The organism is Cryobacterium sp. M91, assembly GCF_002929615.1.
In the GTDB taxonomy this organism is placed as follows: Bacteria; Actinomycetota; Actinomycetes; order Actinomycetales; family Microbacteriaceae; genus Cryobacterium; species Cryobacterium levicorallinum.
In genome coordinates this window covers 1-24,244 of record NZ_PJJT01000072.1, presented here as the reverse complement: position 1 = coordinate 24,244, position 24,244 = coordinate 1, and the positions used below count along the sequence as shown (strand labels likewise).

At 63.4% G+C, this 24,244-nt stretch carries 19 protein-coding genes and 1 tRNA gene; 19 read left to right on the top strand and 1 reads right to left on the bottom strand.

Going from position 1 to position 24,244, the window contains the following annotated elements:
* Positions 1–29: 29 nt before the first annotated feature.
* The 16 genes from CXY80_RS03820 to CXY80_RS03745 all read left to right on the top strand — a co-directional run bounded on the left by CXY80_RS03820 (position 30) and on the right by CXY80_RS03745 (position 20,680).
* On the top strand, positions 30–1,823 hold the full coding sequence (locus CXY80_RS03820) for an ABC-F family ATP-binding cassette domain-containing protein (RefSeq protein ID WP_104131665.1): 1,794 nt from the start codon (positions 30–32) through the stop codon (positions 1,821–1,823).
* A 249-nt stretch (positions 1,824–2,072) separates the two neighbouring features.
* The gene (locus CXY80_RS03815) at positions 2,073–2,969 is read left to right on the top strand and encodes a MetQ/NlpA family ABC transporter substrate-binding protein (RefSeq protein ID WP_233194936.1); all 897 of its coding nucleotides are present in this window, start codon (positions 2,073–2,075) and stop codon (positions 2,967–2,969) included.
* A 95-nt stretch (positions 2,970–3,064) separates the two neighbouring features.
* Positions 3,065–4,093, top strand: a complete 1,029-nt coding sequence (locus CXY80_RS03810) for a methionine ABC transporter ATP-binding protein (RefSeq protein ID WP_092451603.1) — start codon at positions 3,065–3,067, stop codon at positions 4,091–4,093.
* Positions 4,093–4,752 (top strand): methionine ABC transporter permease, encoded by a 660-nt coding sequence (locus CXY80_RS03805; protein WP_104131664.1) that lies wholly within the window; start codon positions 4,093–4,095, stop codon positions 4,750–4,752. The genes CXY80_RS03810 and CXY80_RS03805 overlap by 1 nt, the downstream gene beginning before the upstream one ends.
* Before the next feature lie 159 nt (positions 4,753–4,911).
* Complete coding sequence (locus tag CXY80_RS03800) at positions 4,912–5,454, top strand: hypothetical protein (protein ID WP_134479420.1); 543 nt, start codon at positions 4,912–4,914, stop codon at positions 5,452–5,454.
* Positions 5,455–5,482: 28 nt separating this feature from the next.
* Positions 5,483–7,288 (top strand): PASTA domain-containing protein, encoded by a 1,806-nt coding sequence (locus tag CXY80_RS03795; protein ID WP_104131662.1) that lies wholly within the window; start codon positions 5,483–5,485, stop codon positions 7,286–7,288.
* 170 nt (positions 7,289–7,458) lie between these two features.
* Entirely contained in the window at positions 7,459–8,505 is a 1,047-nt protein-coding gene (pstC, locus tag CXY80_RS03790; protein ID WP_233194927.1) for a phosphate ABC transporter permease subunit PstC, read from the top strand.
* 2 nt (positions 8,506–8,507) lie between these two features.
* The gene (gene pstA, locus CXY80_RS03785; RefSeq protein WP_092451613.1) at positions 8,508–9,800 is read left to right on the top strand and encodes a phosphate ABC transporter permease PstA; all 1,293 of its coding nucleotides are present in this window, start codon (positions 8,508–8,510) and stop codon (positions 9,798–9,800) included.
* Positions 9,797–11,428 (top strand): phosphate ABC transporter substrate-binding protein PstS, encoded by a 1,632-nt coding sequence (pstS, locus tag CXY80_RS03780; protein ID WP_233194926.1) that lies wholly within the window; start codon positions 9,797–9,799, stop codon positions 11,426–11,428. The genes pstA and pstS overlap by 4 nt, the downstream gene beginning before the upstream one ends.
* A gap of 5 nt (positions 11,429–11,433) precedes the next feature.
* Positions 11,434–14,043, top strand: a complete 2,610-nt coding sequence (locus tag CXY80_RS03775; protein ID WP_146070669.1) for a hypothetical protein — start codon at positions 11,434–11,436, stop codon at positions 14,041–14,043.
* Between the two features lie 108 nt (positions 14,044–14,151).
* Positions 14,152–15,258 (top strand): hypothetical protein, encoded by a 1,107-nt coding sequence (locus CXY80_RS03770; protein WP_092451617.1) that lies wholly within the window; start codon positions 14,152–14,154, stop codon positions 15,256–15,258.
* A 37-nt stretch (positions 15,259–15,295) separates the two neighbouring features.
* On the top strand, positions 15,296–16,348 hold the full coding sequence (locus CXY80_RS03765; protein WP_104131660.1) for a hypothetical protein: 1,053 nt from the start codon (positions 15,296–15,298) through the stop codon (positions 16,346–16,348).
* Between the two features lie 200 nt (positions 16,349–16,548).
* Positions 16,549–17,508 carry a WxL protein peptidoglycan domain-containing protein gene (locus tag CXY80_RS03760; protein WP_158251558.1) on the top strand — a complete coding sequence of 320 codons (960 nt, stop codon included), beginning with the start codon at positions 16,549–16,551 and terminating at the stop codon, positions 17,506–17,508.
* Positions 17,509–17,578: 70 nt separating this feature from the next.
* Positions 17,579–18,604 carry a hypothetical protein gene (locus CXY80_RS03755; protein ID WP_104131658.1) on the top strand — a complete coding sequence of 342 codons (1,026 nt, stop codon included), beginning with the start codon at positions 17,579–17,581 and terminating at the stop codon, positions 18,602–18,604.
* 143 nt (positions 18,605–18,747) lie between these two features.
* Positions 18,748–19,617, top strand: a complete 870-nt coding sequence (locus CXY80_RS03750) for a sortase (RefSeq protein WP_233194925.1) — start codon at positions 18,748–18,750, stop codon at positions 19,615–19,617.
* 289 nt (positions 19,618–19,906) lie between these two features.
* On the top strand, positions 19,907–20,680 hold the full coding sequence (locus tag CXY80_RS03745) for a phosphate ABC transporter ATP-binding protein (RefSeq protein WP_233194931.1): 774 nt from the start codon (positions 19,907–19,909) through the stop codon (positions 20,678–20,680).
* A 90-nt stretch (positions 20,681–20,770) separates the two neighbouring features.
* Here CXY80_RS03745 and CXY80_RS03740 read toward each other — a convergent pair whose 3' ends face one another.
* The gene (locus tag CXY80_RS03740; protein ID WP_092451627.1) at positions 20,771–21,262 is read right to left on the bottom strand and encodes a MarR family winged helix-turn-helix transcriptional regulator; all 492 of its coding nucleotides are present in this window, start codon (positions 21,260–21,262) and stop codon (positions 20,771–20,773) included.
* 122 nt (positions 21,263–21,384) lie between these two features.
* Between CXY80_RS03740 and CXY80_RS03735 the strand changes: the two genes are divergently transcribed.
* From CXY80_RS03735 to CXY80_RS03725, 3 genes are all read left to right on the top strand, one after another.
* Positions 21,385–21,456: transfer RNA gene (locus CXY80_RS03735), tRNA-Gln, on the top strand.
* Positions 21,457–21,491: 35 nt separating this feature from the next.
* On the top strand, positions 21,492–22,931 hold the full coding sequence (gene glmU, locus CXY80_RS03730; RefSeq protein ID WP_104131657.1) for a bifunctional UDP-N-acetylglucosamine diphosphorylase/glucosamine-1-phosphate N-acetyltransferase GlmU: 1,440 nt from the start codon (positions 21,492–21,494) through the stop codon (positions 22,929–22,931).
* Positions 22,932–23,909: a ribose-phosphate diphosphokinase gene (locus tag CXY80_RS03725; RefSeq protein WP_092340644.1), complete on the top strand. Its 978-nt coding sequence runs from the start codon at positions 22,932–22,934 to the stop codon at positions 23,907–23,909.
* The last annotated feature ends 335 nt before the right edge of the window (positions 23,910–24,244 follow it).

Here is a 24,244-nt window from a genome sequence, read left to right as displayed (position 1 = left end):
CGCCCCGGCGTGCCGTAAACTTGGAGGCTATGGCACATCTTCTCGGGGCTGAGTCCCTGCACCTCGAATTTCCCACCCGCGTCATCTTTGACAGCGTCACCGTTGGCCTCAACGAAGGCGACCGCATCGGCGTCGTCGGCAAGAACGGCGACGGCAAGTCCACCCTGATGCGTCTGCTCGCCGGCCGCATGGAACCCGACGAAGGCCGGGTCACCCGTCGCCGCGGCGTCACGATCGGCATGCTCGACCAGTCCGACGACCTCGCCAGCGGCCAGACCGTCGGCCACACCATCGTCGGCGGGATCGAAGAACACGTCTGGGCTGGCGACGCCAAGGTGCGCGACGTCATCGGCGGCCTCGTGCGCGACATCCCCTGGGACGCCCTCGTCGACGACCTCTCCGGTGGCCAGCGCCGCCGCGTTGCCCTCGCCGCCGTGCTCATCGGCGATTACGACTGCATCTTCCTCGATGAGCCCACCAACCACCTCGACGTGGAAGGCATTTCCTGGCTCGCCGGTCACCTCAAGACCCGCTGGGCAGCCCAGTCGGGCGGACTCGTGGTCGTCACCCACGACCGGTGGTTCCTCGACGAGGTCTGCAATATCACCTGGGAGGTGCACGACCGCCTGATTGAGCCGTTCGAGGGTGGCTACGCCGCCTACATTCTGCAGCGCGTCGAGCGCGACCGCATGAGTTCCGTCGTTGAATCCAAGCGCCAGAACCTCATGAAGAAAGAACTGGCCTGGCTGCGCCGCGGCGCCCCGGCCCGCACCGCCAAGCCCAAGTTCCGCATCGATGCCGCCAACGTGCTGATCGAGAATGAGCCGCCGCCCCGCGACACCGTCACGATGCAGTCGATGGCGATGCAGCGCCTCGGCAAGGACGTCGTCGACCTCATCGACATCGGCGTGAAATTCGGCGACAAGACCGTGCTGAACGACATCACCTGGCGCATCGCGCCGGGGGAGCGCACCGGCATCATGGGCGTCAACGGCGCAGGAAAGTCCACCCTGCTGAACCTCGTCGCCGGCACCCTGCAGCCGACGACGGGAACGGTCAAGCGCGGCAAGACCATCAAGGTGGCCGTGCTCACCCAGCAGCTGTTCGAACTCGACGAGATTCGCAACGACCGGGTCAGCGACGTCATCGGCCGCCAGAAAACCAGCTACATGGCCGGCGGCAAAGAGATCACGCCTGGCCAGATGCTCGAACGCATGGGCTTCTTGAGCGCACAGCTCACCACCCAGGTCAAGGACCTCTCCGGTGGCCAGAAGCGCCGTCTGCAACTGCTGCTCATCGTGCTGAGCGAGCCGAACGTGCTCATCCTCGACGAGCCCACCAACGACCTCGACACCGACATGCTCGCCGCCATGGAAGACCTGCTCGACTCCTTTCCCGGCACCCTGCTCGTCGTGTCGCACGACCGGTACCTCATCGAGCGCGTCACCGACAACCAGTACGCGGTCATGGACGGCGGCTTTCGTCACCTGCCCGGCGGCGTCGACCAGTACCTCGAGGTACGCCGCAGGGCGGTCGCCGGCCCGGCAGCCGGTTCTCCAACGGATGCCGCTGGCAAGACCAAAAAGATCCCCAGCCTGGGCGGCGCTGAACTGCGCAACGCCCAGAAGGAGCTCGGCTCCATCGACCGCAAGGTGGTCAAGTTGCAGGAGCGTATTGCGCAGAAGCACGAGAAGCTCGCCGCCCACGACCAGTCCGATTTTGCCGGTCTCGGCGAACTCGGCGTGAAGCTGACCGAACTCGAAGAGACCATCGCCACGCTGGAAACCCGCTGGGTCGAACTTACTGAGCTGATCGAGGGCTAGTTTCGCAGAAGCTGTGACGCAGTGTGTCGGTGCAGGCCACGCGTCGCAGCTTCGGCACGTATCGTTAAGGGGTGCCTGCGCAGCCGCGGTACACAGCTCCTCGTGGGCGCAGCCTTCTGGTTTGACCGGTCGTTGTTGTGTGCCCGCAAGCTGTCAGTGCGTCTCGTTGAACCGTGACGAAATGCACTGTGCTGCGCCCTGCCATACGAAACCGAACCCACAGCGCCTGAAGGAATTACCGTGAAGAAAATCGTGAACAAGAAGAGCCTGCTCGCTGGTCTCGCCCTCGTACCGCTCGTCGCCCTGCTGGCCGGCTGTGCCGGAGCCTCCGAAGGACCGGCCACCGGTACCGAGGGTGATGCCATCAAGATCGGCGTCGTCGGAGCGAGCGACCCGTACTGGGAGATCTACACCGAGGCCGCAGCGGCCGAGGGCATTGAGATCGAGATCGTCGACTTCGCGCAGTACCCGCAGGTGAACCCGGCCCTCGCCGCCGGAGAGGTCGACCTCAACCAGTTCCAGCACATCGTCTACCTCGCCGAATACAACGAGGCGAGCGGCGACAACCTGGCTCCGATCGGCGCCACGGCCATCTACCCGCTGGGCCTGTACTCCACCGAGTACAGCAACGTCGATGACATCGTGAAGGGCGACACCATCGCCGTGCCCGACGACGACAGCAATCAGGCACGCGCGCTCGTCATTCTGCAGTCCAACGGTCTCATCGTTCTGAAAGACGGCGGATCCATCTTCTCGAGCCTGTCCGACATCGACGAGGAGGCCTCCAAGGTCAAGGTCACGGCCCTCGACGCCTCGCTCACCGTCGCGTCGCTGCCCGACGTCGCCGCCGCGGTCATCAACAACGACTTCGCCGAGAAGGGCGGACTCAAGTTCGAGGACGCCATCGCCACCGATGACGCGACCGACCCGCAGGCGCTGCCCTACGTCAACATCTTCGCCTCGCGGGACGAAGACAAGGACAACGCGACCTTCCAGCAGCTCGTCGAGATCTACCAGAACACCCAGGACGTGCAGGACGGCGTGCTGGCCGTCTCGGGCGACACCGCCGAAATGGTGACCACCCCCGCCTCCGACCTGGCCAAGTCGCTCGCGACGGTTCAGGCCGATATCAAGGCCGCCAAGTAAGCATCCGCTTCATCAGCGCAGTCCGGGGGAGCAGGCGCCCTGGACTGCGCTGTTGTGTCGGGTATCACGGAGCATGAAATGAGCGAGGCAAACGGATGGCTGTAGTCAGTCTGCGCAATGTGGGCAAGATCTACCCGCCCACGTCCAAAGACGGCGCGAGCGTCACGGCGATCGCCGATGTCAGCCTCGACGTTGAAGCCGGTGATATTTACGGCATTATCGGCTATTCCGGTGCCGGCAAGAGCACCCTGGTGCGTCTGGTCAATGCTCTCGAGCGTTCGACTTCCGGTGAAATCTGGGTCAACGGGCAGAACATCGCCGCGCTGCGAGAGCGCGAGCTGCGCCAGGTGCGCCTCGGCATCGGCATGATCTTTCAGCAGTTCAACCTGCTCGGCTCCCGCACGGTGGCCCGCAATGTGGCCTACCCGCTCGAAGTCGCCGGATATCCCAAGGAGAAGCGCGCCGCACGCGTGGCCGAGCTGCTCGACTTCGTCGGCCTCAGCGACAAGGCCGGGTCCTTTCCCGACCAGCTCTCCGGTGGCCAGAAGCAGCGGGTCGGTATTGCCCGTGCCCTCGCAACCCAGCCGAGCATCCTGCTCGCCGACGAGGCCACGAGCGCCCTCGACCCGGAAACCACCCACGAAGTCCTCGCCCTGCTGAAGCGAGTGAATGCGGAATTCGGGGTCACCATCATCGTGATCACCCACGAAATGGATGTCATCCAGACCATCGCGACCAAGGTCGCCGTGATGGACCAGGGCCGGGTCATTGAACGCGGACCCGTCTTTGATGTGTTCTCGAACCCGCAAGCCGCGGCATCCGCTCGGTTCGTCTCAACCGTGGTCAAGGGGGTGCCATCTCCGGCCGAACTCGCCGTGCTGCGCGAACGTCACGCCGGCCGCATCGTCACGCTGGCCTTTCGCGACAGCGCGGTCGACCAGGGCGCCGTCTTCGGTGAACTGGCCAGGGCCGGCATCGCCTTCGAGGTCGTCTACGGCGGCATTAACGAGATTCAGGGACGCCCGTTCGGGCACCTCACTCTCGCCCTCACCGGCGCTGACCCGGTCGTCGACCAGGTACTCGCCCATATTCGAACGCTCACGACCGTCACGGAGGTGCGCTGATGGATGCCCTGATCAATCTGCTGCCCGAACTCTGGACGGCCACCTACGAGACGCTCTACATCGTCGCGCTCACTCTCTTCTTCGGTGGCCTCGGTGGGCTGGTGGTGGGCCTCGGGCTCTACCTCACCCGGGCCGGCAGTATCCTCGAGAACAAACCGTTGTTCTTCGTGCTCAACCTGCTGGTGAACTTCATTCGCCCGATTCCGTTCATCATCTTTCTCGCGGCGGCGCAACCACTGGCCCGGGCCGTCACCGGCAGCGGCATCGGCAATAACGCGATCATCTTCACGATCGCTCTCGCGGCGTCCTTCGCCATGGCGCGCATCGTCGAGCAGAACCTGCTCACCGTGACGCCCGGCGTGATCGACGCGGCGCGCAGCGTCGGTGCCGGGCCGATTCGCATCATCTTCACGGTGCTGCTGCCCGAAGCGCTCGGACCGCTGATTCTCGGCTATACCTTCATCTTCGTGGCGCTCGTGGACATGTCGGCGGTCGCCGGCTACGTCGGCGGCGGCGGCCTGGGCAACTTCGCCCTGCAGTACGGCTACCGCCAGTTCAACCCGATCGTGACCTGGGCGGCCGTGCTGCTGATCATCGTGCTGGTGCAGTTCGTGCAGTTCTTCGGCAACTACCTCGCCCGCAAGGCGCTTCGCCGCTAGTTGAGGCTGCGCGTGCGGACTAATCGCCGATTAGACTCTCGTCGTTCACCTCCTCGTAACCTGCCAGCCAACTGATCGTCACCTTAGCGACGGAAAGTTCTCGTCTAGCCGGGTTTACTCCAGCCGTCGCACCACCGAGACGGACAAGGTGTGCGCTCATTGTTTACGGGAGCCAGCATGCCAGGCAGAAGTCACGTCGTGTTTTCGGCATTTAGCACACTGGCCGATCCGCGACTGCAGGGCTGGGCAACTCTTCGTGGTCAAATTAACGCTGGTTCGCCGTCGATGACGCCCATCTCTCGCCCGGTAGCTGCCCGGACGTTGCCTGATGTGGCCGCCGTTCAGGCTGGACTGTGGCGCCTTCTCGCCCCCAACAATCGAGAACTCGGTCGCAGCGCGTCGGTTTACAGTTCGCTGGGGAGTGCCCGGGCACACGTTCTGCGGCTTCAGGGCCTCGTGGCGGAAATGCGCGCAGCGTCGGTAATCGGCCCCGCGTCGGGAACTTACGGTTTCTGCATATTTCTGGACGAAACGGTCGTGATGACCAACGGTCGCTGGTTTGCTGCTGCCGCGGCGAGCCTCGAAGCTGCTGCGGCTACCATCGAGGCGTTGGGCGGTGCGATGGTCATAGCCGATGCTCCAGTGCCACAGAATAGCGGCGCACACGAGCAGCCAGAAGCGACGAAAATTTTGTCGTGGTGACCCAACGACGTTCGGGTAGGTAGCGTCGATGACGGATGCCTCCGCTGACGGTCTTATCGCTGGCCGGTACCGCCTGGGGAATCTGCTCGGCACGGGAGGGACAGCGTCGGTCTTCTCAGCCGTCGAGGCCGCCTCGGGGCTGCCCGTGGCTTTGAAGATTCTGCATCCGCACCTGTCTGGTTCGGTTGAGTCCCGGGCGGCGTTCTTCGCCGAGGCCCGTTCGGCCTCCGAGGTGCACCATCCGAACGTCGTCAACGTTCTCGGTATCGGGGGAGAGGACGCCGTCGTACGGCACCGTGATGCCGGAGACCAGGACGGCACGGGGGAACCCGTCGACGTACCCCCGGCCTGGATTGCCCTGGCGCTTGCTCCCGGATTGAGTCTGGCCGAGATGGTGGAGAGAGACGGCCCGCTATCTGTCAGTAGTGCACTCGCTATGGCCAAGGGAGTGCTGCAGGCCCTTGTCGCGGTACATTCCGCGGGGCTCATCCACCGCGACGTGTCGCCGGCCAATATCATGGTGGCGCCGGAACCAGACGGTTCCCTATGGCCCGAACGAGTTGTGTTGCTCGACTTCGGCCTGGCCGATGCTGCGGGGCGTAGTACCGCCACCGTAAGCGCAGAAATGGCTGCGCCGAGTGCCGTTCAGGGTGCCCCGCCGGGGGTTCTCGGCACGATGAACTATCTGTCACCAGAACAGGCTCGGGGACTGGCGGTCGACGAACGCGGCGACATCTATCAGATGGGCGGGGTGCTCTACTTCGCTCTGACCGGCCGGCCGCCGTTTGCGCGAGAGACGGTTGCCGCAGTCTTGCGCGCACACGCGCAGTCGCCGCCCCCGGTCCCTTCCGTGGTGAGGTCGGGCGTATCCCGCGCGCTCGATGGCATCGTGGTCAAGGCGTTGCTCAAGGATCGCGGAAATCGGTTTGCGAGTGCCGGTGACATGCTCTCGTCGATCGAATCGCTCGCAGCGACGAGCGTTTCCACTGCGGAGGCGAGAACCAGAATTCTCACCGGGCCAGCGCTGGGCGCTGCCGATCAGATCACGTCTGTGCTTGCACGGCAGCTGACCGCGACGACGGCGACCGCTCGGGGCAACGAGCCGGGCGTGCGGGCGCTTTCGCGCCGGAGACGGCCTCATCCCGGATTCGCTGGCTGGCTCGCACTTCTGCTCGTCACTTCCTCCGTGGCCGGGGGCTGGGTGCTGGCTGCCCAAGGACAGGGCCAGCCGGCGAATGACTCCGCGAGCCAGATTCCGGTTGCTTCTCCCAGCGTGTCACCGCCAGTGGCGGCCCCGGTGGAGCAGTCTGTGGTGCCAGTTGCTGCCTCGATCGTCGTTCCAGAGCTGGTGTCCCTCAGCCTTGCGGCGGCGAAAGCTGTACTCGAAGCTGCGGGGCTGAGAGTGGGAACACTCACCATAGAGAATTCAGCGAATCCGGGTGACAGCGTGCTGGCGCTCGCGCCGGTCGCGGGCACCCGCATCGTTTCCGGCGGGATCGTCGACCTGGCGATCGCCTCGGGGTTCAACCCGATTCCCTCCCTTCGGAATCGCTCACCTGATGGCGCCACAACCGTGCTGCAGGCCGCCGGATTCAGCACGCAGATCGATTTTCGGACCAGCGCAACTGCACTTGCTGGCACGGTTGTGACGAGCGAACCCGACGAGGGGGTCGTGCACAGGCTGGGCGAGATCGTCACGATAGTGGTGTCAACCGGCCAGGCACCGACACCCATTGGCACCCCCGCGGTCACGCCAACGCCAACGCCAACGCCAACGCCAACGCCTATCCCGACGCACACTACTCCTCCGGCACCGACAACGTTCATGGGCTGAGTCTCCAACACCCAGCGGCACTGCACATCCCGCAACCAGTGGATAACCAGTAGATAACCGGTGGATAACCTAATTGGCACCTGCTGTTCACCTTCCAAAATCAAAATCGACCTCAGGCCACGAAGCTCCCACTGTTTCAGCCACTTTCCGAGACTGACTGAGGACGCATCGTGACTACGACTAACCCCACTGGGCCGCTCGGCCAACCGGCCACGTCGGTGGGCTGGACACCCGATTTCGACGATGCTCCGCGCCGGTCCCTGCTTCCGCGGCCATCGCTGTCAGACTCCGTGTTCAAGTCGGTCGCTGTCACAGCCGGTGCGACCACAGTGGGCATCATGCTTGCCGTCGGGTTGTTCCTCTCGTTCCGGGCGAGCAGTGCGCTGCAGGTATCCGGGTTCTCCTTTCTGGTCGAACAGCAGTGGTCACCGGAAACTCAGGTCTTCGGAATCGCATCGATCCTCTTTGGCACCATCACCATCGCCCTGATTGCGATGTGCGTTGCCGTGCCGCTCGCCCTCGGCACAGCACTACTCATCTCCGAGATAGCCCAGGGCCAGCTGCGCAAGACCCTGATCACCCTGGTCGACCTGATGGCGGCCGTGCCCAGCGTCGTCTTCGGACTCTGGGGCGTCTTCTTCCTGCAGGCCAACGTCATCCCGGTGGCTTCTTGGATCTCGACCTACTTCGGTTGGATTCCCTTCTTTCAAGTGACGGATGCCTCCGGTCAGGTGTTGACCGAAGCCAGCGCCTTCACGTCATCGGCCTTCATCGCCGGAATCGTCGTGGGCCTGATGGTCGTGCCGACCCAGACATCCGTTATGCGTGAGGCCTTCTCGCAGGCCCCGAACGGCGAGCGTGAGGCTGCATTCGCCCTCGGGTCGACCCGCTGGGGCATGATCCGCTCCGTTGTTTTGCCGTTTGGCCGTGGTGGAATCATCGGCGGAACGATGCTCGGCCTTGGCCGAGCACTCGGGGAGACCATTGCCGTCTACATGATCATTTCGCCCATCTTCACGATCAACTGGCAGGTGCTCAAGACCGGCAGCAACTCGGTGTCTGCGCTCATCGCGCTGCGCTACGGCGAGTCGAGCGAGTTTGGTCTCTCGGCGCTCATGGCGGCGGGCCTCGTGCTCTTTTTGATTACCCTGATGGTCAACTTCACCGCCTCGTCTATCGTGGCCCGTTCGCGTTCCGGCGCCGATAGTGAGGCCTGAGCATGCTCATCGACACTCTCACTCCTGGCACGGCGCCGACCAAGACGACCACCGTCATTCCCTCCTCGGAGGGGATTGAGATCGGGCCGCGGCGTCGGGTTCGATCCGTGCGCCTCGACGATCGCTTCGACCTCATTGGCGCTGGTGTAGCCGGCATCGCTGTGGGAACGCTGCTCTTCGGCTGGTTCACGCCCCTGTCTGGTGGTGTGGGGTGGACCATCGTGTCCTTCCTCTCCTTCATCACGTTCTACGCCGTGTTGGTGGGGATGAAGGCGGATCGCCAGGAAATCAAGGACCGGGTAGTTTCGGTGCTCCTGGCCAGCGCCGGCGTGATCTTATTCGGCGCCCTGGTCTTCGTCGTCGCTTACACCCTGGTGCGTGGGCAGGACGCGTTGCCGCACCTCAACTTCTTCATCGAGAACATGGAATTGGCTGGCCCGCTCGATCCGCTGTCCGCGGGTGGAATCCTGCACGCTGTTCTCGGCACTCTGATTCAGATCAGCATCGCGCTGGCGATCACCATTCCGCTGGGCATTCTCACCGCATTGTTTTTAAACGAGATTGGTGGCCGCTTCGCGAAGTTCGTTCGAACAATTGCCGACGCCATGACGGCGTTGCCCTCGATTGTGGCGGGCCTGTTCGTGTATTCGGCGATCATCGTGTTGATCACGCACCAGCGTTCTGGATTTGCAGCAGCCATGGCCATCACCGTCATGATGCTGCCCATCGTCATTCGCGCCTCCGACATTGTGCTGCGGCTGGTCGCCGGGAACCTGCGTGAAGCGGCGTACGCTTTGGGCGCTACCCGTTGGCGTACGGTCTGGCATGTCGTGCTGCCCACGGCCCGACCGGGGCTGGCGACGGCCGTCATTCTCGGCACAGCGCGCGGCATCGGCGAGACATCGCCGGTGCTGCTGACCTCCGGAGTCACCGCGGTGACAAATCTCAACCCGTTCTCCGGCCCCATGATCTCGTTGCCGCTGCAGGTCTTCGACTTCGTCAAGTCGCCAGAACCGAACATGATTGCCCGCGGTTTCGGTACCGCGGCCGTTCTAATCCTGCTCGTGCTGGCCCTATTCGCGGTGGCCCGGCTGATCGGTGGTCGTGGACCGGGAGAACTCTCCCACGGTCAGCAGCGTCGAGTGCTGGAGGCATCCGCTCGAGACGTGCGGCGCATCACGATTGCGGCGGACCGTCGTCAGCCTGTGGCCGCGGTTCCGGAACCTGACCCAGCTCCAGGCCTTCCCTCCACGCCAGAACGTCCCGCACCATCGAAAGAGGAGTCGTCATCGTGACGCGGAAAAATTACTGGGCGCGCGCAGCCCAAACGCTGACTGCGGCCTTCGTCGTGGCGTTGAGCGTGGCGACCGTGGTTCCGGCCCAGGCAGTCACGTACGATCCGATCACCGGTACCGGGTCGACGTGGTCGCAGAACGCCCTCGACCAGTGGCGTAAAAACGTTGCCGCCAATTATGGAATGACCGTGAACTATTCGGGAGTCGGTTCCTCGGCCGGTCGTCGCGATTTTGCCGCCGGCAGCGTGGACTACGCCGTCAGTGAGATCCCTTTTCAGTCCAAACCCGAAGACGGTTCGGCCCCGGAGGTGCCCACCCGCGGTTTTGCGTACATGCCCATTGTGGCTGGTGGCTCCTCCTTCATGTACAACCTGAAGATCGGTGGGGTGCGGGTGTCGAACCTGCGACTGAGTGGTGAAACGATCACCAAGATATTTACCGGGGTGATCACCAAATGGAACGACCCGATCATCGCCACCGACAATCCGGGCCTAACCATGCCGGACAAAGGCATCGTGCCGGTCGTGCGCTCTGACGGCTCCGGCTCGACGGCGCAGTTCACCCTGTGGATGTCGAAGCAGCACCCGGCACTGTGGAACTCGTACTGCGCATCCGTTGGCAAGGCGACCCCGTGCGGACTCACTTCGCAGTATCCACTCACCGGCAATATGAAGGGCCAGAGCGGTTCCTCCGGCGTCGCCGGCTACGTCAGCCAAGACTACGGCGAAGGTGCCATCACCTACGTCGAATACTCCTATGCCTTGGAATCGGGTTATCCGGTGGCCAAGGTGCTGAACGCCTCCGGATATTATGTCGAACCCACCGCGCCGAGCGTAGCCGTCGCCCTGATGCAGGCGCAGATCAACACCACCCCCGGCCCCGACTACCTCACCCAGATTCTGGATGGCGTATATAACAGCACGGACCCGCGCACCTATCCACTGTCGAGCTACTCCTACATGATTGTGCCGACCGAAGTGGTCGCCGGAGGAGTCTTCACCGCGAAGAAGGGCGCCACGCTCGGTGCCTTCGCGAGTTACATGCTGTGCGAGGGCCAGCAGCAGGCCGAAGCCCTCGGCTATTCGCCATTACCTATGAACCTGGTCCTGGCCGGATTTGACCAGATCGGCCGCATTCCTGGCGCAGCGCCCGCACCCGATCCCAACGCCTGCAACAACCCGACTTTCAAGCCGGGCGACTCCCCGTCGAATAACCAGCTCGCACTGACAGCTCCGCAGCCCGCGGAATGCGACAAGGTCGGCGCGAACCAGTGCACCACTGGCACGGGCGGATCCTTGGCCGAGACGCCCATTTCCGGTGCGGGCACCGGCGGGACCGCGTCCAATGCCGTGGCTGGCTCAGCGGATCCGGCAACCGCTGCGGCCGCCGGCGCCGCCGGCGCCACCGCTGGCGTGACGGCAAGCTACGACGAAAACGGCGCTTTGATTAGCGGAACCGGTATCTCAGGGTCTGCGGTTGCTTCACCGTTCACCCTGGCATCCTCCGCGTGGGGATCCGGCCAATCGACCATGCTCTTCGCCGCAGTCCTCCTTCTGGCAGCGGCACTGCTTCCGCCCCTAATCTGGCCTCGGCTAAAGCGCACGCCGGCCAAGGTCGTTGCCAAATGAGTGCAATGATGTCTCGCCAGCGGCGCCTGTTCCTGGGTAGGTCGACGGCGACTCGCGCTGGCGCTACCGGAGTGGTTGTCGGATTGATCGTCGGCATGGGGATGTCGTTGGTGTCAACGCTGCTGCCGACGCCGGCCGAGGCCTCAACCTCGAGTGTGGTGACCGTTGCCGCCCGGGGATACGACCTCGACTACGGCAATGCCCCCTTTCCCGACCTCGCGGTGACGGTGTCGAAAACCAGCGAACTGGTCTCCCAGGGAATTCTGGTGAGTTGGACCGGAGGCAAAAAATCCGTGCGACCGCAGGGAAGCGTTGGCGGCGAAAACTTCATGCAGATCGCCCAGTGCTGGGGCGAGGACCCACTGAACCCGGGACATCCCGACCGTACGACGTGCCAGTACGGCGCGTTCCCCAACGTCGGCCGCGACTCCAACGTCCTCGACAACGTCACTGACCCCAACGACGAGACGTTCAATCTTAAGAGCATCGCGCCGGAGGACGAGCAATACACGGCCAAGGGCACCGGCGGATTGGTGCCAACGTACACGTCCATTCCGTTCCGGGCTGTGAGCGGTGAAACGGTCGCGTCCGTGGCGCCGAATGCCGAAGGCGTGCTGAAACACGATACGTCCATTGACGTGAATACGAACGAGTTCTTTACCCAGTTCACCTCCAACGAAATCAAATGGGCCGGCGCCGATGACACCGGAGCTGGTTCCGTAAAGTTCGAGGTTCAAACGTCGATGCAGTCGCCGGGTTTGGGCTGTGGCCAGCCGATCATCGTGAGCGGTCGACCCATTGTTGGGCAGTCCTGCTGGCTCGTGATCATCCCCCGCGGCACCGGCGACTCCGGCGTAAAGAGCATCACCAGGCCGGGTCTGTTTTGGGATGCCTGGCAGCATCATGTCGCCGTCAAGCTAGATTTCAAACCGGTCGGCATCCGCTGTGAAATCGGTGGGGCCGAAGCCGCACTTTCGGGCAGTGAACTGATCGGGGGTGCGATCGCATCATGGCAGCCCAGCCTCTGCGCGGGTACCACGAACTCGGCCTTCGTCTTGAGCACGGGCAATGAAGCGGATGCTGCGTTCAAGGCAAGCAAGACCGTGCCCAGTCCGCTGGCGCTCACGTCCCGGCCCCTAGGCGCAGACTTCTTGAACGGAGCCGCTGACCCTCTGCAGTACGCTCCCGTCGGAATCTCTGGACTGTCCGTTTCGTTTGCCGTCGACCGCCGCGTCACACCGATCGACGGCATCAAACAAGAATATAGAGACCGGGAAACGCAAGCTTTTTCGAGCCTCAAGCTCACTCCGCGCCTCGTGGCGAAGCTCTTAACGTCGTCCTACATTTCGTCCCTGCCGCCGGGGGCTGACCTGACCCACGTGAATTACCACAGTTTTGCTGATCAGGGTAAAAATCCAGCCAACCTCACGCGCGATCGTGACTTTCTCGCGATCAACGACGAGGAATGGGCTTCTCAGGACCTGAACAGTACGTCTTTGGCTGACCTTCTGATTCCCTCCGGCCGGTCAGACCTAGCCGTGGCTCTGTGGCGTTATGTTCTGAGCGATCCGGACGCCGTTGCTTTCCTGTCCGGAACACCGGATCCCTGGGGCATGATCGTGAACCCGTGGTATTCCACGAGTGCAACGGTCAATCCGAGCACGGTTGGCCTGAGTCTGCCGCGGGACAATTTTCCCAAGGCGGACCCCGTTGAGAAAGCCGGAACGACCGGGTCCAATGGGGAGGGTCCGGTGAATCTCGTAACCTGGCGCCCCTACACCTCGGACTTCGAAAATGGCGCCTATCTGACCCTCCGTGGTGACGGCCAGCTGCTCGGCGGTTGGGACACCAGCTACACGCCGCCGAAATATGCCAAGACCGCACGCAGCCTAGTTGGTGAGCAGGGTGTTCTCGGGTTGACGACAACGGCTTCCGCCGCTCGGTATCAAAACGTTACGGCGTCGCTGTTGAATCCGGCCGGCGAGTACGTCACACCAACGGAGTCGTCTCTGACCGCCGCCGCCGCGGCAATGACACCTTCTGTGGTCCAGCCGAAGGTTGTGGAATTTGATCCGGATTCATCGGCTGCGATCGCGGCATCCAATGCTTACCCCCTGGCCATGCCAATCTATGCAGCGCTGAACCCATTGCAGACCGATGCCGTTCTTCGTGCCAAGTACGCCAATATGATCCGCTACGCTGTGGGTGCCGGACAGATATCCGGCCCGGAGATTGGGCAACTGCCCGAGGGGTATGCCCCGCTGCCGGCAAGCTGGGTATCCCAGGCTCAGACTGCGGCCACCGCCATTGAGAAGGGCATCAGCCCGATCCCTGCGGCTGTCGCGAACGTCGCCCCAACATCGGCGGCGGTGGCGGTGGCGGCCAGCGCACCCCGGCCGGGTTCGGTCCAATCACCCGTCATGGCGCCTGAGACCGCGCCGGTCGTGACGACACCGGCAGTTACCGGCAATGCCGCCGGACCTTTGCTCGGGCTGGCCACCCCCAAGGACCCTCCGGCAGGTCCGGCGGGACTGGCTATACCGGCCGGCCTATTATCCGGCCTCGCGGCTGCTGGTGCTGTCCCCATGATTTCGCGCTTCCGAAGAAGACTTTGAGGCGTTGAGGCTTGACCGTTCGACCTCCAGCATTCCGGTCGGATCGGTTTAGGAGAAAAACGGACTCGATCGAGTCCGTTCCAAGGTAAGAGACCGAAAGGCATAACAGTGATTTCGAAGAGGACTATTGCACTTTGCGCAACAGTCGGCGTTGTCGTTTCCGGCATCGTCATCTCCGCTCCGGCACACGCCGAGCCCGTTTCCAACAGCTACTCGATTGTCGGTTCCGACACCCTCGAAGACGTCGTCAACGCACTCGCCAACGGGACAGCCATCACCGGCTCGAGCGTTCGTTCCACGGTCAACAACACCACCATTGGTTCGTTTGACGCCACTGGTTCTCCTTACATCACCACAAAATCTTCCGGAGTAAGGTTCGGCCGACCCAACGGTTCCGGCGATGGCGTGAAGGCACTCAGCCGCTCGATTGACGGTGCCGCGTATACGTCCGCCACGGTCGGGAGCCCTGCGAGCGTGGTCATCACCGGTCAGGTGGATATTGCCCGCTCATCCAGTGGTGGCACGGCCAACGCCGCGGGAGAACTGCTGTACGTTCCGTTCGGCCGCGATGCCATCGCCTACGCCTACAAGGGTTCGGCAACCGGCATCGAAACTTTGACGGCATCACAAATGAAGAGCCTCTACGAGTGCTCTGCTGGCTTCCAGATCGGTGGCGTAACCGTCACGCCGATCATCCCGCAGGCTGGCTCGGGCACCCGCAAGGACTTCCTGAACAAGATCGGCTCCACCGAAACCCTGATGAAGACGATCAGCGAAGCTGGCTGTGTCGTCGAAGACCAGGAGCACGACGCGACGAACCTCACGGCCGAGTCGGTCATGCCCATGGCTGTTTCCCGTTGGATCGCCATGAACACCGGCGCCAGCTACGACAAGCGCGGTACCGGCACCCTCGGCTCTCTCGTCGCCGGAGTCGTTCCGGTGACCGGAACCGGATCGTCCATGGTTCCGAACGCTCCCTACTACGCCGACACCACCTGGGGTCGCGACACCTATCTGGTCGTGGAGAATGCTCGGGTTGACCCGGCAAGCGCCAAGTTCGACGCCGGCCTCGCCACGCTGATGGACTCCGCCGTATCGAGTGCTCTGACCAATTCCTCGCCCGTGGTGTCGCGTTCGGGAGCAGTGAAGAAGAAGTATGGCTTCCTAGCGCCCACCGCAGGTGTCGTCGCATTCCGCGTTGCCAAGACCGCTTAATCCATTCCCCTAAGCACTGGAAGGTTAAGAAATGTACATGAATAAGAAAATGCGTATTGCAGCAGTCGGTTTCGTCTCCCTGGCCCTCGTGGCCGGTGCGACCGCGGTTGCCTCGGCCGCGGTCCAGCCGAATGGTTCTGACGCAGCGCTGTACAGCTATGACGCGAACATTGCCCTCGTTACCGATCCGTCGACGGTTTTCACCTGGACCGCCGACAACTTTGGCTCGGGTAACAAGGTCTCCTACGATGCGCCGACAACCTGTCCGACAACGGCCGATGATGCCTACATCTTCGTGGCAACGGCCGGAAACGAACGGACGAAGGCTGCGTGGAGCGCCTATGGCGATAGCGCATTTGCACCGGGAACCAAAGACGTGATCGCCGCAACCCTGACCCCCGGTGTTGCGCTGACCTCAGGTAACTACGGCACGGTCAAGTCCAACGGTGGAACGTACAGCCTCGGTATCGCGTGCACGAACAACAACGGCAACACCATCGTCGGAGCGTTTTACCGTACGGCATCCATCACCGCCGGCACCGGCTCCTACACGATGACCGCGGTGACGGAAGACACGACGACGACGCCGCCCCCCGCCAACACCGACACTACCGGCAGCGTCGCGATGTCGCCCCAGACTGTCGGCGCCAACGACGGAGTGCTCAGCTTGATCGTTCCCGTCGGTGCCTCGGCTGTATTCGCCGCCCCAACCCTGGTCAACAACAAGTCGACCACGACCGGTACTTTAGGCAACGTGACCGTCGCCGACGGTCGTAGCGTCAGCCGTAAGGGTTGGGACCTGAATGCCAGCGTCACCGACTTTGTCAACGCCAGTGACGCTACCAACACGATCAGCAAGGCTCAGCTCGGTCTGATACCGAAGATCGTCTCCTCCGAAGCGACCGGCGTGACCGCTGGTACCGCCCAGGTCGCCGGTTTGGCAACGTACTCGTCGCTCTTCGCGTCGGGCGCAGCGGCAAACACGGTGGGCAACACTGTGCTCAACGCCGACCTCACGTTTGTGGCGCCAGCCAACAAAGCTGCGGGCACCTACGTCTCGACCCTCACCCTCACGGTCGTCTCGAAGTAACGACTCCTCGGTAAAAGCAAGATCCCGATAGCAGGGGGAGAGGTGGTGGGGCGCCTCTTCCTTTGCTTTCAATTGTCGACATTTGTGCAGAAAAGAGAAAGTCCAGCGTGATGATCCATCGCCTTATACGCCCTCTCGGTCTGTTGGCCGGAGCGCTCCTCATCATCGGATTGACCGTGGGAACGGGAGCGGTGCAAGCCATGAGCTCATCGGCAGCCGAGTCCGACGGTATTGCGGGTGCCCCCTCAGCCGACGGTGGGGTCGACCAATCCCGCTCGCGCTACAGCTACCAGATGGATCCGGGACAGGCGGTCTCCGATGAGTACCTGGTGCAGAACACCGGAACGACGGCCCAGTCTGTCACCGTCTACGCTACCGACGCCTTCAACGGGGATGACGGCGCCTTCTCGCTCTTAAACGGAGGCGTATCCCCGGTGGACGTCGGACGCTGGGTGACCTTTGCCAACGGCGCGGACCAGATCACAGCGACCTTGGAGCCCGGCGCGTCCCAGGTGATTCCCTTCACCGTGACGACGCCCGCTGATGCCCGTCCCGGGGACCATGCCGGCGGCATAATTGTCTCCGCGCTGTCCCCATCCGGACAAATTTCGCTGGACCGACGGGTTGCCATTCGTCTCTACGTTCGCGTCAAGGGCGCACTTCAAACGGGCCTGACCATTAGTAGCATTGCGTCGTCCTATCAGGCCGAATTGAATCCGTTTTCTGGCAAGACCCAGCTCACCGTGACGCTCAATAACACCGGCAATGTGGCGCTCGGTGCTACGACCGTGTCGCGAGTGCGCGGCATCTTCGGCATTCCGCTATCAGGAATCAGCCGGGAAGAAATTCCCGAGATGCTGCCCGGCAGCACGCGCACCCTGACCATGACCGTGCCAGGTGTTGGTTCGTGGATTTACCTCAATCCGCAGGTCAATCTTGCCGCAACGATCGACAAAGAAGCCATCAACCCCGGGGTGCTGCCCACCGCGAGTCGGGACACCGACCTGATTGTCGTTCCGTGGGGCGCTCTCATCATCCTGTCGCTCGCAGGCCTGATTTATTTCCTAGTGCGGTTCACTCGCCTCAGGGGCACGCAACGTGCCGCCGCCTGGATCGAATACACCGAGGCCGAGGCGCGACGCCAGGCTCGGGGGGAGTGACGTGACTGTGTCCAACCAACGCCGATCCCCAAGAATTCGACTCGTCGGTGTCCTTGCCCTTCTCGTTTTCTTGGGCTCAAGCACCGGAATATCGGGCGCCCAAGCCGCGAACGATGACAGCGGTATCGGCATTAGTGTTCCCGTCGTTGATTCGTCGACGGCGACAGAGCCGCAGTCCACTATCGCCCTGCCGTTTGGGTCGTCAGCGACGAACGCGCCGGTGGTCATCACCCTCACAGGCCTCAAGCCTTTCTCGTTTATAGAAATTTTCGTCAACTCCACACCGGTCTTGCTCGCGAGCGGTCACGCTGATGCTGCCGGATCATTCACCGTTTCGGTGGCTCTGCCCGCCGGGCTGGAAACCGGTAATCACACCGTGTCGGTGACCGGAACGAGAGCAGACGGGACGGCAGCGGACTGGATCATTTCACAATTCCTGATCACTGCCGGTGGACTCCTGGCACAGCCGGAGACGCGCGAGGCACCCTCAGCGGCGTCCATAATCCCGTCAGTGAGGAGCATCACCAGCCCGTTAGGTGGCGTGACTGAAGTCGTGGCGAACACTCCGGCTGCCGCGGCCGATGCACTGGGTGAAGCCCCATTTGATTTGGGCGGCGTCTTCTACTTGAGCGGCTTGGTTGGCAGCGCAGCGTCGGTCGTTGGTCCCGAGGGTGGGGACATCACCCTCGCGTTCACGGCGAAGAATGTCACCTCGTGGCCGCTCAGCGCTGACTTGCGATTCTGGCTGGAGAACTCCGTTGGAATGGATGTTGCCCACCCCACCGACAGTCGCGTGATTGATCTGGAGCCGGGGCAAACGAAGACCGTCAGCATCACTCTGTCTGACGTTGGCCAGTGGGGCGTTCTCAACGCCCATATGACCTTCACTCCGCCAGATACCGTAAACGGAGCCGTGCTAACACCGGTCACCCGCGACACCCTGGTGATCCTGCCCCCCTACTTCGTGATGCTTGTTGTGGGCATCCTTGGCGTACTTGTCTTCGCTGCACGCTTTTTATTGGCGTGGCAGCGGTCTCGTCGCCAGAATGCGCCGGCAATCGGTGCGTCTGAAGTCTCGGTCGAGGCCACAACATGATGAGTGCCAGGCGCAGCCTGCCGTCGACCCGACGCCTACTGCGGTCGATCCGCCCAGCACAGCCGCGCCAGCGGATTATGCCTCCACGTGGCTGGAAGCCGGGTCAGACCCTTCCAACCAAACCGCCACTGTGGGCGGCGCCGGTGGCGAGCCCGCGGATCGTGCTGACCGCGCGAGAACGGCTCGTTCGGAGTTCCCTGGCCATGGTCGCCGCGCTTCTCTTCGGCTTTTTGGCGCAGGTGACCGTTGTTGGACAACTCCAACACCTCGTCGCTCAACAACAGCTCACCGACACATTTCGCCTCCAGCTGGCCGAGGGAACGGCCCCGGTCAGTGAGGGCACGGTCGAGAAGGTGCTGCTCGCCGATGGTGCCCCGGTTGCACTCATCGACATCCCGGCCCTTGACGTTCACGAAATCATCGTAGAGGGAACGGACTCGGGTACGACCCAAAACGGGCCGGGTCACCGCCGCGACACTGTGCTCCCCGGCCAAGCGGGAGTGAGCGTGGTGATGGGGCGTGCCGCAGCCTACGGTGCACCGTTCGCGCGCATTCAGGAGCTGCGACCCGGACAGAAATTCACCGTGCTGACCGGTCAGGGCAAGTCGACTTTCTCGGTCATCGGGGTTCGGTATGCCGGCGATCCGGCTCCGGCATCGCCCCGAGCTGACCAGGGTCGTCTCATCCTGGAGACGGCTCGCGGTTTGGCCTTTGTGCCCAATGGCATTGCCAGGGTGGATGCCGAATTAGTCAGTACAACGCACCCAGCCGGTCAGCGCCAAACCACCTTTGCCACTCTCCGTCCGGCCGAGCGGGAACTTGCCAGTGACCTGTCTACGGTGTGGGCGCTGGCCTTTGCCCTGCAATTCTTTCTGCTGGTCGAATTTGCCGTGGTCTGGTCCATTCCTCGCGTTGGCGCACAGAAGACCTGGATCGTTTTCATCCCGGTGGGAGTGCTGAGCGGTCTGGTCGTCGCCGACCAGGTCGTCCGGCTGCTGCCCAACCTGCTCTAACTCGCTCTGCCACCAGTATTTTTTCCTTCAACTATTCATATCGTCCCGAGTCACGGGGCACTAAAGAAAAGATGTGGTCATGACTCCACTGTTCCGCGACAATGACCGAACCCTTACATTGCCCATGCAGGGGGCGTCGCGCTCGAGCCTGGTCGGGCGGCTGCACGCGCCCGTGAATCAACTACGTGCGCGCGCTCCCTGGAGCCGACGTTCGGTCGACTCCTCAGAATCGGCACGGGGCGTCGCAGCAGCGGGAGTATCCGCTCCCGAACAGACAAACATCCCAGCGCTGGCCACCCTGGAAGGCCGCAACGTCTCAGCGTGGTTCGGTGAACGCCAAGTGCTCGACCGAGTGTCACTCACCATGCCGGCCGGTGTCATTACCTCGTTGATCGGCCCCTCAGGCTGCGGAAAATCCACGTTTCTGCGCATCCTGAATCGCATGCACGAGCTCGTGCCATCGGCCAGCCTCGCCGGAGAGGTGCTCCTCGACGGTGAGGACATCTACAACGCAGAACGCAAGCTCGTTGATGCCAGGAAGAGCATCGGTATGGTCTTTCAGAAACCAAACCCGTTCCCGTCGATGTCCATCTACGACAACGTGATTGCGGGCCTGACTCTCACCGGTACCAGGGCATCGAGTGCCGAAAAGGACTACCTCGTTGAAAGTTGCCTCACCAAGGCCGGGTTATGGAAGGAGGTGCGAGACCGACTCCGCTCGCCGGGAAGCGGGTTGTCCGGCGGACAGCAGCAACGCTTGTGCATTGCCCGATCACTGGCGGTTACCCCGCGCATCCTGCTGATGGACGAACCGTGTTCCGCGCTCGACCCGACGTCGACCCGGGTGATCGAAGAGACCATGCTGGAGCTCGCTCAGGAGGTCACGATCGTGATTGTGACGCACAATATGCAGCAGGCGCAGCGGGTATCGCAGAATTGCGCCTTCTTTCTGGCTGCCCAGGGCACGCCCGGTGGCATCGTGGAGCACGGTCCCACCGACGCCATGTTCGGTGACCCGATCGACAGCCGCACCGCCTACTACGTCAACGGTCGGTTTGGATAACCAGCCGGTTTCTGGCTGCGGCAAGCGGATGCCGGCGGGCGGGCATCCGCTTGCCGCGCGTGCAGCAAACGGCCGCGCTGGCGCCGGCGCTTAGTCGAAGTCGAGGCTCAACTTGCGCAGCAGGCCGGCCAGGCGCTCCTGGTCGCTCACCGAGAGGGTCGCGAGCAGAGCAGCCTCGGCTTCGACCAGCCGGGTGATCGCGGCGTCCACTCGGCTGAGGCCGGCGGGCGTCATGCCCACCAGGATTCCGCGACCGTCGTTCGGTGCGGAGCGGCGCTTCACGAGCCCGCGTTCGACGAGCCCGTCGATGCGGTTCGTCATGGTGCCGCTTGAGACCAGGGTCTGCTGCAGCAGGGCCTTCGGGCTGAGCTCAAAGGGACTGCCGGCCCGGCGCAGGGCCGACAATACGTCGAATTCCCAGGACGCGAGCTCCGAACGGGAGAATGCGGTACGGCGGGCACGGTCGAGATGCTTGGACAGCCGGGCGACGCGGCTGAGCACCTGCAGCGGCGCGAAGTCGAGATCGGGCCGTTCACGCAGCCACGAATCAACGATTCGATCGACTTCATCATGGCCAGGCATTGCTCCATTATCCCGCTTACCGGGTGCTTTCTTCGCCCAGAGGCCTCTTGCAGGTGCCAGCGGTGCATGCTGGCCGCCGGAATCTGGCAGACTTGACAGGTTGCTGGCCCCGGTCAGCATGGTCCGCCATAGTGTAACGGCAGCACGGCAACCTTTGGAGTTGTTCGGTCCAGGTTCGAATCCTGGTGGCGGAGCCCTCACTTTCTTCACCAAATGCGTTAGGAATCCTGTGACAGACGCCCGCCTCGCCATCATCGTGTTGGCCGCCGGCCAGGGCACCCGCATGAAGTCCAGCCTGCCAAAGCTGCTGCATCCGCTCGCCGGGGTGCCCATCGTCAGTCACGTTCTCGCGACCGCGCGCGCACTGGACGCCGCCCACGTCATCACCGTCGTGCGGCACGAGCGCGACCTGCTCGCCGCTGTCGTCGCGCAGGACCTGCCGGAGAGCACCATCATCGACCAGGACGAGATTCCCGGCACCGGTCGTGCCGTCGAGCAGGCCGTCGCCGCGCTTCCTGCGGGCTGGGACGGTGACGTGCTCGTCATTAACGGTGACGTGCCGCTGCTGAACGCCTCCACGCTCGCCTCCTTCATCGCCTCGCACCGTACCGGTGCCGCCGCCGGCACCGTACTCTCCGCCTACCCCGACGATGCGACCGGCTACGGCCGCATCATCCGCTCGATCGAGGGTGTTTTCGACCGCATCGTCGAGCAAAAAGATGCGACGGATGCCGAATTGGCCGTCACCGAGATCAACGCCGGTGTCTACCTGTTTGGCCTGGCCGAGCTGCGCAAACAGCTCGCGCAGCTCACCACCGCGAACGCGCAGGGTGAGAAGTACCTCACCGATGTGATCGAACTGCTGCGCCGGGCCGGCTCCGAGGTGAGCGCCGTTCCCGTCGCCGATGCCTGGATCGTCGCCGGCATCAACGACCGCGCCCAGCTCGGCGACACCGCGCAGAAGCTCAACGCCCTGATCGTGCGCGGCTGGCAGCTGGCCGGCGTGACCGTGCAAGACCCGGCCACGACCTGGATCGACCTTAAGGCCGTGCTCGCAGCCGACGTCACTCTGCTGCCGGGCACCCAGATTGAGGGAGCCACCGTCGTGGCCACCGGCGCCATCGTGGGCCCGGACACGACCTTGCGCGACTGCGAAATCGGCGAGGGCGCGCGCGTCAACCGTACAGACGCGACCCTCGCGGTGATCGAGGCCGGGGCATCCGTCGGCCCGTTCTCATATCTGCGCCCGAACACAGTGCTCGGTGCCGATGGCAAGATCGGTGCCTTCGTCGAGACCAAAAACGCCCAGATCGGCGCGGGCAGCAAGGTGCCGCACCTGAGCTACGTTGGCGATGCCACGGTCGGGGTCGAATCCAATATCGGCGCCGGAACAATATTCGCTAACTATGACGGAGTGGCCAAACACCACTCGGCGATCGGTTCGCACGTGCGCACCGGGTCGCACAACGTGTTCGTCGCCCCGATTACAATTGGAGACGGGGCGTATACGGGGGCTGGCACGGTCGTTCGCAAAAACGTTCCGGCCGGCGCTTTGGCCATTAACGTGGCCCCGCAACGCAATATGGACGGCTGGGTCGAGACCAACCGGGCCGGCACAGCTGCGGCGACAGCAGCCGCAGCGAGCAGCACCACAGAGACTGGAGAATAAGTGTCGGAAATCAAGACCAGCGGCGACAAACGACTAGTACTGGTTTCGGGGCGAGCACACCCGCAGCTCGCTCTCGATATCGCCACGGAGCTTGGTTCTGAGCTGCTCCACACCGACGCACGCACTTTCGCCAACGGCGAACTGTACGCCCGGTTCGACGAGAGCGTGCGCGGCTCGGATGCCTTCGTCATCCAGTCGCACACCGCGCCGATCAACGAATGGCTGATGGAACAGCTCATCATGGTCGACGCCCTCAAGCGTGCCTCGGCCAAGCGCATCACGGTGGTCGCGCCGTTCTACCCCTATGCCCGCCAGGACAAAAAGGGCCGCGGTCGCGAGCCGATCTCGGCCCGCCTCGTCGCCGACCTGTTCAAGGTCGCCGGCGCCGACCGCATCATGTCGATCGACCTGCACGCGGCCCAGATTCAGGGCTTCTTCGACGGCCCCGTCGACCACCTGTTCGCGATGCCGGTGCTGCTCGAGCACTTCCGCGAGAAGCTCGACCCGGCCACCCTCACCGTAGTCTCGCCCGATATGGGTCGCGTGCGCGTCGCTGACATCTGGAGCGACCGCCTCGGTGTGCCGCTGGCCATCATCCACAAGCGTCGCGACCCGCTCGTGCCGAACCGCGTCTCCGTGCACGAGATCGTCGGCCAGGTCAGCGGCCGCGTCTGCCTGCTCGTTGACGACATGATCGACACCGGACGCACCATCGCCCTGGCCGCCGAAGCCCTCCGTGAGGCCGGCGCCATCGGCGTTGTCGTCGCCGCGACACACGCCGTGTTCAGCGACCCGGCCGTCGACATGCTGCAGAACCCGGCCATCAGCGCCGTCGTCGTGACCGACACGCTGCCGATCCCGCCGGAGAAGCGCTTCCCCACCCTGACCGTGCTGCCGATCGCTCCGCTGCTCGCGCGCGCGATCCATGAGGTCTTCGACGAGGGTTCGGTCACCTCGATGTTCGACGGTGCCGCGTAGGTTTCACGCGCCTGACGGGCTGATCTCGGGAGGCGGTGGCTGCGGCCATTGCCTCCCGTTCTGTTAACGGCGTTAAGTGCGCCAACAACGGATGCTGCCTGCTGCGTTTCGCAGAGGTTCGCGCGTTTTCCGCGCCCCGCCTCGAGCATTGGGCAGTACATGGGGCCGAAGGTGGCATCTCGTGGCGGCTGCCTCGCCGAGCCGTGAGTTTTGATCGCCGAGCCGTGAGTTCGCGGCCGTTTTGCGTCGGCAAAGTCAAGTGGTCAGGGCAACGCGGGGGTTTTTGCTTCGAGAAGTAGCTGGTTGAGGCGGTAGGCGGGGGTTTCGAGGTTGAG